Raw genomic sequence first — 12373 nt, forward strand, 5'->3', positions numbered from 1 at the left:
TAGTTATAACTGGCAATTCAGAATATAGCTCGATGGGAGGAATAATGCAATGTTATCAGAAAATGAAAAAAGAATTCAAGAGTTATCCCGAGAGTTGGGAGCGTGTCTCTATGAGCAATCCCAAATTAAGAAATTTAATAACTTGGGAGAAATAGAGGAGACGGTCAGAGATTTAATGATTGGTGTATGTTAACCCAGAAATCGGTATTTTTTTATCAAAACAAGTACAGAAGAAACCGCCGGTCGGACGAGAAAAGTGAAAAGTATTTTGGGGGAATTACCAATTACAGAAAAACAAGCGAAGAAGTTAGAAGTAAAGCCTCGGACTCAGATGAGTCCAATGTTAGAGAAGAACTGTTTGCTATTAAGTGGCGATGAATCCTATGAGAAATCAGCCCAGAAAATCAAATCATTGACAGGAATTGCTGTTTCTCACAGTACCCAACAACGCCTCGTACATCGCTATCATTTTGAAGAATTACCGTCTAACCTAGAAGTCGAAGTCGAAGAAATGAGCATAGATGGCGGTAAGGTACGACTAAGAACTGACAAGGGAAAAGCCTTAATTTGGCGTGATTATAAAGCAGTGAGTTTTCATCAACTGGGGGTAGCGGCTTTTTTTCAAGATAACTCAGCTTGATTAGATTTGGTTAATTCTCAAGTTTTGGCCAAGCCTTTAATTTGTTGAGGAGATGGACATGATGGTATCTGGAATTTATTTCGTGAGATAGGAGAGAAACAGGAAAGAATTGAAATTTTGGACTGGTATCATTTAATCGAAAACCTCTATAAAGTTGGGGGGTCATTCCAGCGAATTGAGGAGGTAAAATGTTTTCTATAGAAGGGGGAAGTGGCCCTCTTCATCCGTCATACTACTTGAGTACATTTAGCTGACTCCTCCATTGATTTTTTGGGACGACTAGACGGTGACGCATTCACAAAACGGGGTTCAGACTAAAGTATTGCCGCTCGCGCAGGCTAGAGACTCTCTCCCCTGAAACCTATAATGGACAAGGTTTTCGCGTCCCCCTCTCAGCTGACATCTACATTATAAAAGATACCAAATGGATTCTATAAATAGCGAAGATTTAAAAGGGAATCCAATCAACTCGGTCAATCCATTCTTCTGCTTCAGATGCTTCCCAAATCAGATATAATTCTTCTACCCAGATTTCTAAATTAGCACTGGGGCGCAACCAGAGTAAACCCCAAATATGTCCCCCCTTATCCCAATGGTTTTTGAGGTGTCCAGGCATACTGCGACGATTATTGGTAACTAATAACCGTTGAAATGACGCAACATAATCTAGGATTTCTGGGTCTAAAGTTCCTAGGAGTGGTGCATCGGGTTCACCTACTCGCAAAATATCGAGATTAGGATTCAATCGTAACAGAGATATTTTGAGGTCTGGGGATAAGTTTTCATCTAACAAAAACCGGATTCTCATGCGGGGTTTAGTTCTTGCGGTTTCCGTTTTAGTTTCAGTTGTCTTAGGCGTTGAATCAGTGGCGATGGCTCGGTATTTAACCACTGTTGGTATTGTTCTTCCTGCCAGTCATGGAGGTGCTGAAGATAAGCATCTATCTGGGGCTTATTTTGGTAGTAATAGGTGAGAGTAGCGTAAATTTTCTCTAGGTTTAAGCTCGGTAACTCTTGGAGAATCTGCGGGGAAGTATAACCTTTTAAATGGTAGTTGATGACATCCTCAATCCCAATGCGATGTCCTTTAATGCGGATGTCATCTGGCTCAAAAACTTCAAAGTATTCTTCTAGTTGCATGGTTTTCTTGGAGCAAACTTTCTGCTTTAATTGTAGCACTGCTACCAGTTATCAGTGATCAGCCTGGCTCTTTGATAACTGTTCGCTGTTCACTGATAACTGAAAAGGCGTTTCTACTTCCAGTGACGAAGCGAAAGAAAGGCTGCCTTACCCGTGACATAGCTCCCCGTCCTCAAGAAATAGTATCATCTGTTGTCAATGCCAAAACTTCCCGATGAGCAAGGATTCTCTGTTTGTTCCCCTCTAATATCAGCCAAACTTATCGTTTCACGTAAGGATTCAGGTCAGGGGATTGACAAAAACAGAAAAAAGTGTAGATTGAGAGGATGAAGCAAAAAGAACCGCCTCCGCTACTAGACAGGGAAAGCCTGAAAAAACTGACACCAGAACAACTGGTGGAGATGGTGCTGAAATTACAGGAGTTAGTAGTAGTCTGTCAAGTTTGAATTGAGGGATAGAGTTTTTTTAACTTAATACGAGCATCAGCAGTAGTAAATCTCCAGTCAACTGAATTTGACTTTTCATTTCGATTTTCTTCCCATGCCTTAATTTCTTGTTTTAAACTATCCATGTCTGGGATACGACGATCGAGACATTGACGATTCAAAACGCTCAACTCAATTTCTGCCATATTTAACCAGCTGCCATGTTTGGGAGTGTAATGAAATTCGAGTTTATCTAAAATTCTCTTGGCCTCTTCCGGTTCAAAGGCTTTATATAATGAGGCTTTTACATGAGTATTTAAGTTGTCTTGAATTACTCTAATTTTCTGGGCATCGGGATAACGCTCATCAACTAAATATTTCATTTGGTGTGCATAATCGCTCGCCGTCCTTTGTTGTGTAACTTCTACATGTCGCCAACCTTGTAATGGTTCAAAAAACATAAACATATTGGCTACACCATTACGCTCATATTGATAGTCATACCTTTCTGGTTCTCTCGGTTCGGCTGGTATTTTCTCTTTTGTTTCTTTGACTAATTGTTTACAACTCTCATCAAAACACAGCCAAGGATTTTGCTGGTCATACTCACTATGATAAATATCCAAGACATCTTCCATCGCACAGACAAACTCCGCTGATTCTTTTGGGGGAATGACCCATGATTGATTCAGCCATGGTTTCAATTCATTTTTTTTAAGGTTTTTCTGATGGTTTCTCGTGATATTTTTTCCACATATTCAAGTTCGACCATTTTATCTGCCAGCATTTGAAGTGTCCATTTTGCTCGTCCCGTTGGTGTTTCACTACAAGCGATGGCAATCAGATATGCTTCCTTTTCCCCATCGATAATTTTGGCACGGCGATGTTCTTGCTTTTTTCGAGTTAATGATGATTCAATTCCTGACTCGACAAATCTTTGTCGTACTCTCTCAATGGTGGCTTGAGCAACATTTAAGGCTTCACTAATTTTCGAGTCAGTCCAACCACCTTCCTGTTGATTGATGTCTGCTAAAAGTAGTATTCTGGCATGGTTCATTTTGTAAGCTGCTATTTTTCCTTTCTTGGTTAGCTGCTCGAGTTCAGTTCTTTCGGAGTCTGTTAGATCTACAATATATTTTTTCTTCGGCATTTTTTTGTCTGAAGTTGGATAACTTCTTCCAGATTAGCTCTTTTTTTATCCCTCAAAACAAAATTGATGCTCTAGTAGTCAAACAAGGCGAAACCATCGAGAAGCTGAAAGGTAATCTAGATAAGGATAGCAAAACCTCATCGAAACCCCCCTCCACAGACTTGCTAAGAAAGCCAGAAAAAGCTAAAGAAGGGGAAAAGAAAGAGGGACGCGGCCCTGGAGGGCAAAAAGGGCATGAGGGAAAAACCCGCCAAGGATTTGGACGAATAGACCGCACTGAGAGTGTCAAAGCCGAAAATTGCCCTCATTGTGGCAGTACCCATCTCGCCCTGGGTGAACGCCGACAACGCACTTTGATAGTAGCCCAGCTAGTAGAAAGGCCAATAGAAATAGTAGAGTATAAGCAAGAATGTGCCTACTGTGCTGATTGTGGGGGGCAAGTTCTCGGGGTTTTGCCAGAAGACGTAGTACCCGGTCAAGATTTGGGAGCAAGCTTACAAGCCATGTTGGGGTGGATGAGTCATTATGGGCATCTATCCTAGGCCAAACAGCAAGAATGGCTCAGAGAAATTGGCAAAATAGAAGTAGGGATAGGGACATTACAAGCCACCATGCAACGTGGCCGCTTCTGCGGTAGAACCCTCAGTCAGAGAACGACAAGAGTGGGTAAGAGAACAACCCCAAGTCCACGTAGATGAATCGCCGTGGTCAGTTAAGGGCATCAAAGAATGGTGGTGGAATATTAGTGGACAAGGCTTTTCTCTCTTCCATGCGGGGGACACGCGCTCGCGACAAGAATTAGAGCAGCTGCTGGGGAAAAGTTTCGCTGGGGTGTTAATCTCGGATGATTTCAGCACTTACAATGGCTATGGGGCGGCCGCCCAGCAGAAATGTCTAGCCCATTTACTGCGGCATTTTAAGCAGGTAGAAAAACTGAAAACTCCTCATCAAACGGAGTTAGCCCAAGTCTTTTTGGATTTAATCACGGAAGCCTTTAGGCCACATCGGCAATATCGAGAAACTGGCGCTCGGTCTATCTATAACCATTGGGTCATAGATTTTCGACGGCGGTTAGAGCAAGCTTTAGCTGTGTGGCGACCCCTGGCGGGTTATGCTGCGGGTTTATTGCTGAAATCTTTAGTGGACAAGTCCCATCAGTGGTGGTATTTCCTTGAGCATCCTGAAGTCTCTCCCGATAATAACCGAGCCGAGCGTTCTCTGGGTTTGGGAGTAACTAAGCGCAAGATAGCTGGTGGTTCTCGCTCCTTGGGTGGCTTTGTCGATACTACTCGTTTGTTGACCGTGATTCAGTCTTGTCGCGCCCAAGGTCGTTCGGTTTTAACTTTCTTTCCTCAGGCTTTGGCCTCTGTCCATCACCCCTTGAATACGGTTGTCTCTCTTATCCCTACTGCTGATTTTTCTCTCTTTGTCAACCCCTAGACCTGAATATTTACAATACAAATTAGGTTCTTTCCTCAGTTTGTGAGAAATGCGGGTAATCCGCATTAAAAATCTTGGCTCTTCTGGTTTTCGTGTGTTAATTTTTGTTATGAATTAAAGCAAGCAAACAGCTTAAGTCGAAGATGTTCAAAATTGGTAAATCCATAACTCATTCTTTTAATAAGCTTTATTTTGGTATTCATTCCCTCAATTAATCCGTTGGTTGTATGATTTTCAAAGTAATTACAAATACCTGGCAAATGCTTCTGGATCATGCTGGCACTACTTTGATATAATATCCCGCCTATTCTGATCCATTTTTCCAATTTTCTCTCAGCACCTCTGAAGGTTCTACGACTTTGATAAATTTGTCTAATTTCTTCTTTCATTTCCCAGGCTATTCCCAAGCAGGGATGTTCTTTCAGGATAACTTCTAGTTGTTGTTTTTGCTCCTCCTTTAAGTCCTCTTTATTCTTCCATAATAAATGAGGTAATCCCTTTTCATGCACCCCCATTAACTTTCTCAATTTATTAAGCTCGTCATTGATGATAGCCATTACATGAAAACGGTCATAGATGATTTTAGCATTGGGAAATAATTCCTTGATCACTGCTGTAAATCCTGACCACATATCGACGCTCACTTCTTTCACTTTCTCCCGAACTGCGTCTGGCTGTGCCTTTAAGGCTTCCATTAATTCTTCTTGCTTATGTCCTTTAATCACATCTAGTCAAATTTTCTTGTCCAGAGCTACGACCGTTGTTATGAAATCTTTATGTCCTTTTAAGTTACTAAATTCATCCAAGCTTATTCGTTCTGGTGCTTCCCACTCTTCCTTTTCTAGTTCTTTAGCACAGTGATTAAATATTAACTCAACTTCTTCCCATCCTCACCCTTCTTCTCGACTTATTTCTTCGATACTACAATTTTTTACTCTCTCATAAATCATCGATTCATAGCGAATTGTGTGATGCTGTCTTAATCTCATAAAACTCAGTCTTTCGCTGATATACTTTTGGCATTTTTGACAATGAAACTGGCGGCGTGGTACTTTTAAATATACTCGATTGCCTAATCTTGACAAATCTCTGACTAGATTATACTCTGTTTGATTGATTCTGTCCAAGGTTTGATGGCAATTCGGACATTCAATTGTTTCATTTAAAAGAGCGAGCTTTAGGAAAATTGTCTGAGCAATTTTTTGATAATTGACCACTGTTACATTTGGTAAATCGAGGAGTTGCTCAAAATTTATCCACATAACCCACCTCCTGTTCTGTGTTACTATTATACCATGCTCACACAGAACCTAGAAGAGCCAAATCTTTTAATCAATTGGCTAAGAAAATCAAATTAGTGTGGTCTGCTAGGCTTCGCCGCTCTTCGAGAACGCAGCGCCTTCGGCAACGCCGTCATCTTATTGATTAAACTTTAAAAATGCGATCATGTATTGCCGTTGTCAACGAAATAGCCGATTTTTCCGATTTTCACCTCTCGATCGCACAATTTAAAAGGAGCCAGATGACCCAAGACAAACCGATCCAACGTCAAATTTTACCGATACCCGACTTGACCCCCTTCGGTCTAACCACCTACGATGCCAAGAATCCCGATACCCACTATCCCCCGATTCGAGATATCCGACCGCCAGCCGGCGCACCCAACGTGCTGATCGTGCTGCTCGATGACGTGGGTTTTGGAGCCGCCAGTGCCTTCGGTGGTCCCTGCAATACGCCCACTTTCGAGCGATTAGCGGCGGCTGGGTTAAAATACACCCGTTTTCATACCACTGCCCTCTGTTCTCCCAGTCGTGCGGCTTTGCTCTCCGGAAGGAATCATCACTCGGTTGGCATGGGCAACATCACCGAAACCGCCACCTCCGCCCCCGGACAGAGTTCCGTCCGTCCCAACACCAAAGCCCCCCTTGCCTTAACCCTGAAGCTAAACGGCTATTCCACGGCGCAATTCGGTAAGTGCCACGAAGTACCCGTCTGGCAAACCAGCCCGATCGGTCCGTTCGATGCTTGGCCCTCCGGCGGGGGTGGGTTCGAGTATTTCTACGGCTTTATCGGTGGCGAGAATAACCAGTGGGACCCGGCACTGTACGAGGGAACAACCCCGATCGAACCGCCGAAAACCCCGGAGGAAGGCTATCACCTGACCGAGGATCTGGCTGATCGAGCGATCGCTTGGATTAGTCAACAAAAAGCTCTCGCCCCCAATAAGCCTTTCTTTGCCTACTTCGCCCCCGGCGCAACCCACGCCCCCCACCACGTCCCGAAGGAGTGGATCGACAAGTATCGAGGCCAATTCGCTCACGGTTGGGATCGCCAGCGTGAGATCACCTTTGCCCGACAGAAAGAACTGGGCGTAATTCCCCAAAATGCCGAACTCACCCCCCGTCACGCCGAAATTCCCCCATGGGATGACATGGACGAGCGCCTGAAGCCGGTATTAGAGCGCCAGATGGAGGTGTACGCCGCCTTTCTGGAACATACCGATGATCAGGTGGGACGAGTGATTGAAGCCTTAGAAAAGCTAGAAATCCTCGACGATACGCTAATTTACGTCATCGTCGGTGATAACGGTGCCTCCGCTGAGGGAACGCTTCAGGGCGCGTTTAACGAGATGGCCAACTTTAACGGGTTAGCGGGTCTAGAAACCCCGGAATTTCTCCTCTCGAAACTAGATGACTTCGGTGCGCCCGATTCCTATAATCACTACGCGGTCGGTTGGGCCTGGGCGATGAGTAGCCCCTATAAGTGGACGAAACAGGTCGCTTCCCACTGGGGCGGCACCCGTAACGGTACGATTGTTCGTTACCCCAAACTCATCCAGGAAAAAGGTGGGATTCGTCACCAATTCTGTCACATCATTGATGTGGCTCCGACGGTGTTGGAAGTGGTAGGCATTCCCGAACCGACGATGGTTAACGGTGTCCTACAAAGTCCCTACGAGGGTACGAGTATGGTTTATACCTTTAACGACGCAGCCGCCCCCGAACGTCATGATGTGCAGTATTTCGAGATGTTTGGCAATCGGGGCATCTATTACAAGGGTTGGAGCGCGATTACCAAGCACCGCACCCCGTGGGTGATGACTGGACAGACGATGGTTCCTTTCGACGATGATATCTGGGAACTATACGACGGCAGTACGGATTGGACGCAAGCTCGGGATCTCTGCAAGGAAATGCCAGAGAAACTGCACGAACTACAGCGACAATTTCTGATCGAGGCGGTTAAGTATAATGTACTGCCCCTAGATGATCGCCAAGTGGAACGGATCGACCCCGCCACCGCCGGCCGACCCCCCCTCGCCGGGGGGAACTCGCAATTATTTTTCGCCGGAATGGGGCGTTTGTCCGAAAATAGCGTCATCAACATCAAAAATAAATCCTTCTCGGTAACGGCGGAACTGGAAATTCCCCCCGAAGGCGTGGACGGGGTGATTATCGCCCAAGGCGGCCGCTTCGGTGGTTGGAGTGTTTATAGCCACGATGGAAAAGCCAAGTTCGTCTATAACGTGCTGGGGATTGAAAGTTTTGTCACCGAGGCGACGGAGACAATCCCAGCTGGCAAGCATCAGGTACGGATGGAGTTTGCCTACGATGGTGGTGGTTTAGGACGGGGGGGAAATGTCACCCTCTACTACGACGGTCAACCAGTGGGTACGGGTCGGGTAGAACGAACTCAGGCTTTTATTTTCTCCGCCGACGAAACCACGGATATCGGCTACGAATCTGGTACCCCTGTAACGGCGGAATATACCTCGAAAACCAGTCGTTTCACCGGCAAGATCGGTTGGGTTCAACTCGATCTGGGTACGGACGATCATGACCACCTGATCGACCCGGAGGAACGTCTGAAAATTATCATGGCCCGGCAGTAGAAAAGGGGACTTGTGATACTGGTAGTTTTATCTAGACCATCCCTCGGTTAAAAGCAAAAAATTGAGCTTAAATTAGCAACTTTGTCCTATGGAATGGTCTTTTTTGAGAAACTTTGCCATCACTTTATTCGCCCTCTTAAATCCTCTGGGGATGCTGCCCATTTTTATAGTCATTTCAAATAAGTGTGAGACGAGGGAAAAATAAGGTAAAATAAAGAGAAACGAGCAACCCATACAGAAAAATGTCTTATAGCCTAGACTTGAGAAAAAAAGTAATTGATTATGTAGAGAATGGGGGAAGCATAACCAAAGCCGCCGCTCTATTTAATATAGGAAGAGCCACAATATATAGATGGCTAGGTAGGGAAAAACTGGAAGCGACAAAGGTAAAACACCGTCAAAGAAAGCTAGACTGGAAAGCATTGTCAAAAGATGTCCAAGAAAATCCCGAGGCAAGATTAAGAGACAGAGCCGAGAAGTTTGGAGTGAGACCAAGTGCCATTTGCTATGCCTTAAAAAAAATGAAAATTACCAGAAAAAAGAAGGAACTTCGTTATAGAGAAAGAAACCGAGAAGAAAGAATGAAATACTACAGAGTGCTGAGAGAATTGATTAAAATGTCTGGAAGTAAAAGCCTTGTATTTATTGATGAGTCAGGGTTTGAAGAATTTCAAGCCTGTTTTTATGCTTGGGCAAAAAAAGGGAAGAAAGTCTTGGGAGATAGACAAGGAAAACGAGGAAAAAGAGAGAACCTTGTGGCCGGGAGAAGAAAGGGAAAAAAAGACTTTATTGCCCCGATGGTATTTACAAGAAGCCTGAATGCCGAAGGTTTTGAAGGGTGGTTATCTTTATATTTATTGCCCTCTCTAGCCATAACATCAGTATTAATTATGGATAATGCACCAATTCATCGGAAGACAGTGATTAGACAACTGGTAGAGGAAGCAGGTCATCAGGTAGTGTTTTTGCCAAAATACTCTCCTGATTTAAATGATATCGAACATGATTTTAGTGCATTAAAGAGAGCCAGAATGTATGCTCCTGTGGGGACACCCCTTGATGAAATTATTCGTACTTATTGTGTTGCCTAGTGTCTCGTTCTTATTTGAAATAACTATATTAGTTACACCGCTCGCGAACGTAAAGAAGTACAACGACTCGTGGCTCTATTTGTCTCGTTAACTGTCTTGTGTTTGTTGTTGATTTTTATGTTTATCGGAACGGCAATGCTAAAATTCTTTGGTGTCACCTTAGACTCTTTTCGCCTGGCTGGTGGCGTGCTTTTCCCGCATTTCTCACAAAGAAAGAGAATGGAGTGTCTGAAAGCCCTACCCAGTATAGATTTGAACCCGATTTTAGCCCAGCTCCCCCAACGACAGTGTGTTGTGAGAATTTAACAAGACATCGTCATCAATTAGACTTGAGAAAAAAGGTTCTTCGGTTTGTGTTATGCAATGGACGGGAGTTATAAGGGATGAAACCCTTATATAGAAAGACATTGCTTCGATTTTTGCCAATTGTTTTCAATCTAGAACGAGCTAATCAATTAAGTCTCTTGCCAGATAAGGATTTAGCCGATTTATGCCACCTGATTCGAACCATACCAAGTAACGAAGAACCAGAAAAAAGGAATTAATTTGCGTAAACTTTACGCAAATTAATTAAATAAACTGTACCTGGGTCACAAATTCCTCAAAACTTGGCTTTAAAATCAGTTATAATTGAGTTATGTTTGCGCTTTTAAAGGTTCGATTTTATGACACCTAGTTCAGACCAGTCTCTCCCCAATCAATTCAACTTTGGCCAGTTAAAAGGGAGAAACATAATCGCCAATTTTGAAGGCGGTAAAATCACCTCGGACGCGGGGATTGTCTTAATGGCAGAGTTAGACAAGAAGTTAAAAATCACCACTCAATTTGCTGAATGCTTTCGAGATTATCGTCATGTCTCCTATCTAGATTATTGGCTCTTCTCGACTTTGTGTGATAATTTTTGCTTATGGAATACTAAAGTGCTTATTGGGCAAGACTTTTAGGACTATTTTGCGGATATTCTATCAGTATAGACCTCGTTTCCACACAGAAACCAGAAGAGCCGATTATTCCCTTCACCATTTACTAGCACAGAGAGTTTATGGCATCATTTTAGGATATGAAGATGTCAATGACCATGATAAATTACGTCATGACCCAGCTTTAGCTATAGCCTTAGAAAAGCTTAACTTTATTGAGTTAAACCAAGCGGGATTAGCTGGGAAAAGTACCATCAACCGATTAGAACCCACATTCAGCACTTGATGATGTGAGTATATATACTTAACGAGCTACTCCCAGCAGATTATTTTGCCAAACTTTTATTTATTGAAAAACAGCTAACACCATTGCAGAGTAAGTATTTCAGGCTTTTCTGTTGTCTATAAATGATTTGACGGTATATTGGGTTCAAGTCCGACTAAGCTATTGAGAGGAGTATCAATTCATCCAATATCTCCCCCATGAGAGATTTAGACAAAAATACTTAAATAGCTGTAAGCCTTTCTATGACTGGGTTAGGTTAAATAAAAAATATTCAAAATAACCTGCTGGATGTGGGTTAGAATATTGCCCAGAGACTATTATTAACCAAGAAAAAAGTCGCTATCATAAAATAGAACTCTTACCTGAAAAACTGGAAAAAGCTTTCGTTGATATTTTTTGACAGTCTTATCAAAAACCGCCAAAAAGTATGATTTTAGACCTGGATGTGACAGATGACCAAGTCCATGGTAACCAAGAAGGAGCGTTCTTCAATAAGTATTATCGAGGAGTATGTTACGCCCCTTTATACATTTTCTGTGGTCATCACCTATTAGTAGCTAAACTGAGGTCTTCTAATGTAGACCCAGCGGAGGGAGCCTTAGAAGAATTACAGCGAGTTATCGGTCTAATCCGAGAAAACTGGCCAGATACCCACATCCTAGTTCGTGCAGATAGTGCTTATGGTCGTGAAGAGATAATGAAATTCTGTGAGGATGAGCAAAAAGTAGATTATGTAATAGCTATGGCAACTAATAACCAATTAAAGTTGAGAGCTTTAGATACAATTGAGAAAGCCAAAAAGGATTATGAACAAAGACTTGAACCAGTTGTTGAATTAATAGACCTCTTGCATAATTTTTTTATGGTATAATGGAGGGTTTTGCTTTTTTCTCGATTTTTAGATTGAAGTTGAAAAAAGAATAAAATGTGATCTTAGGTCAGGAAATCATCTATACTTTTGCTATATTTATTAGCAAAAGTATGGATGATCAAAACTTATCAGCTGAACAGTTCAAACGCCGTTTCGGTGTGTATAAACAAACATATAGAAAGATGATAGAATCAGTAAAAAGTGTTGAAGCCGACTCTAATTCACCATCTAAAAGGGGACCGAAACCTAAACTATCTATAGAAGAACAAGTTTTAGTAACGTTAGAATATTGGCGAGAATATAGAACATATTTTCACATTGGTACAAGCTGGGAACTATCAGAATCAACTATATGTCGGATTGTAAATAAGACGGAAAAAATGCTTTTACAATCGGGAAACTTCCGTTTAAAAGGAAAAAAAGCTTTACTCAATCAAGCAGAGATACCGGTCGTAACGGTAATGGATGTAACGGAAACTCCCATTGAACGCCCCCAAAAGAAACAGTAAGGATTCAGG

At 42.8% G+C, this 12373-nt stretch carries 7 protein-coding genes and 6 pseudogenes; 9 read left to right on the top strand and 4 right to left on the bottom strand.

All coding sequences use genetic code 11. The features are described 5' to 3' along the window. Nucleotides 1–49 precede the first annotated feature (49 nt). Nucleotides 50–838, top strand: a pseudogene (locus GQR42_RS05695) (ISKra4 family transposase); the annotation flags it as partial. A 250-nt stretch (nucleotides 839–1088) separates the two neighbouring features. On the opposite strand, the gene GQR42_RS05700 reads toward GQR42_RS05695, so the two are convergent. From GQR42_RS05700 to GQR42_RS05710, 3 genes are all read right to left on the bottom strand, one after another. Then, on the bottom strand, nucleotides 1089–1433 hold the full coding sequence (locus GQR42_RS05700) for a DUF5615 family PIN-like protein (protein WP_233271285.1): 345 nt from the start codon (nucleotides 1431–1433) through the stop codon (nucleotides 1089–1091). An 11-nt stretch (nucleotides 1434–1444) separates the two neighbouring features. Then, complete coding sequence (locus GQR42_RS05705) at nucleotides 1445–1780, bottom strand: DUF433 domain-containing protein (protein ID WP_158199233.1); 336 nt, start codon at nucleotides 1778–1780, stop codon at nucleotides 1445–1447. 436 nt (nucleotides 1781–2216) lie between these two features. Beyond that, nucleotides 2217–3355, bottom strand: a protein-coding gene (locus GQR42_RS05710) for an IS630-like element ISMae29 family transposase (protein WP_158199234.1) whose coding sequence is annotated in 2 segments (ribosomal slippage) — nucleotides 2217–2923 and nucleotides 2923–3355 — 1140 coding nt in all. Because the reading frame shifts where the segments join, the coding sequence is not laid out codon by codon here. Between GQR42_RS05710 and tnpC the strand changes: the two are divergent. Then, nucleotides 3340–4795: pseudogene (gene tnpC, locus GQR42_RS29845) on the top strand (IS66 family transposase). The gene GQR42_RS05710 and the pseudogene tnpC overlap by 16 nt on opposite strands. A 107-nt stretch (nucleotides 4796–4902) precedes the next feature. On the opposite strand, the pseudogene GQR42_RS05725 reads toward tnpC, so the two are convergent. Then, nucleotides 4903–6057, bottom strand: a pseudogene (locus tag GQR42_RS05725) (ISL3 family transposase). Nucleotides 6058–6233: 176 nt separating this feature from the next. Here GQR42_RS05725 and GQR42_RS05730 point away from each other — a divergent pair. The 7 genes and pseudogenes from GQR42_RS05730 to GQR42_RS05775 form a co-directional block, all read left to right on the top strand. Continuing rightward, nucleotides 6234–8687 carry an arylsulfatase gene (locus GQR42_RS05730; protein WP_305848824.1) on the top strand — a complete coding sequence of 818 codons (2454 nt, stop codon included), beginning with the start codon at nucleotides 6234–6236 and terminating at the stop codon, nucleotides 8685–8687. Between the two features lie 242 nt (nucleotides 8688–8929). Then, the gene (locus tag GQR42_RS05740) at nucleotides 8930–9778 is read left to right on the top strand and encodes an IS630 family transposase (protein WP_158199237.1); all 849 of its coding nucleotides are present in this window, start codon (nucleotides 8930–8932) and stop codon (nucleotides 9776–9778) included. 24 nt (nucleotides 9779–9802) lie between these two features. Further along, nucleotides 9803–9970, top strand: a pseudogene (locus tag GQR42_RS29850) (MarC family protein); the annotation flags it as partial. A gap of 473 nt (nucleotides 9971–10443) precedes the next feature. Then, the gene (locus GQR42_RS29420; RefSeq protein ID WP_371731305.1) at nucleotides 10444–10722 is read left to right on the top strand and encodes a transposase; all 279 of its coding nucleotides are present in this window, start codon (nucleotides 10444–10446) and stop codon (nucleotides 10720–10722) included. Between the two features lie 7 nt (nucleotides 10723–10729). Beyond that, nucleotides 10730–10984, top strand: a complete 255-nt coding sequence (locus GQR42_RS29425; protein WP_371731306.1) for a transposase — start codon at nucleotides 10730–10732, stop codon at nucleotides 10982–10984. A 295-nt stretch (nucleotides 10985–11279) separates the two neighbouring features. Then, a pseudogene (locus tag GQR42_RS05770) lies at nucleotides 11280–11834 on the top strand (transposase); the annotation flags it as partial. A gap of 113 nt (nucleotides 11835–11947) precedes the next feature. Beyond that, nucleotides 11948–12361: pseudogene (locus tag GQR42_RS05775) on the top strand (helix-turn-helix domain-containing protein); the annotation flags it as partial. Between the last annotated feature and the right edge of the window lie 12 nt (nucleotides 12362–12373).

It is taken from the genome of Microcystis aeruginosa FD4 (assembly GCF_009792235.1).
GTDB classification, from domain to species: domain Bacteria; phylum Cyanobacteriota; class Cyanobacteriia; order Cyanobacteriales; family Microcystaceae; genus Microcystis; species Microcystis viridis.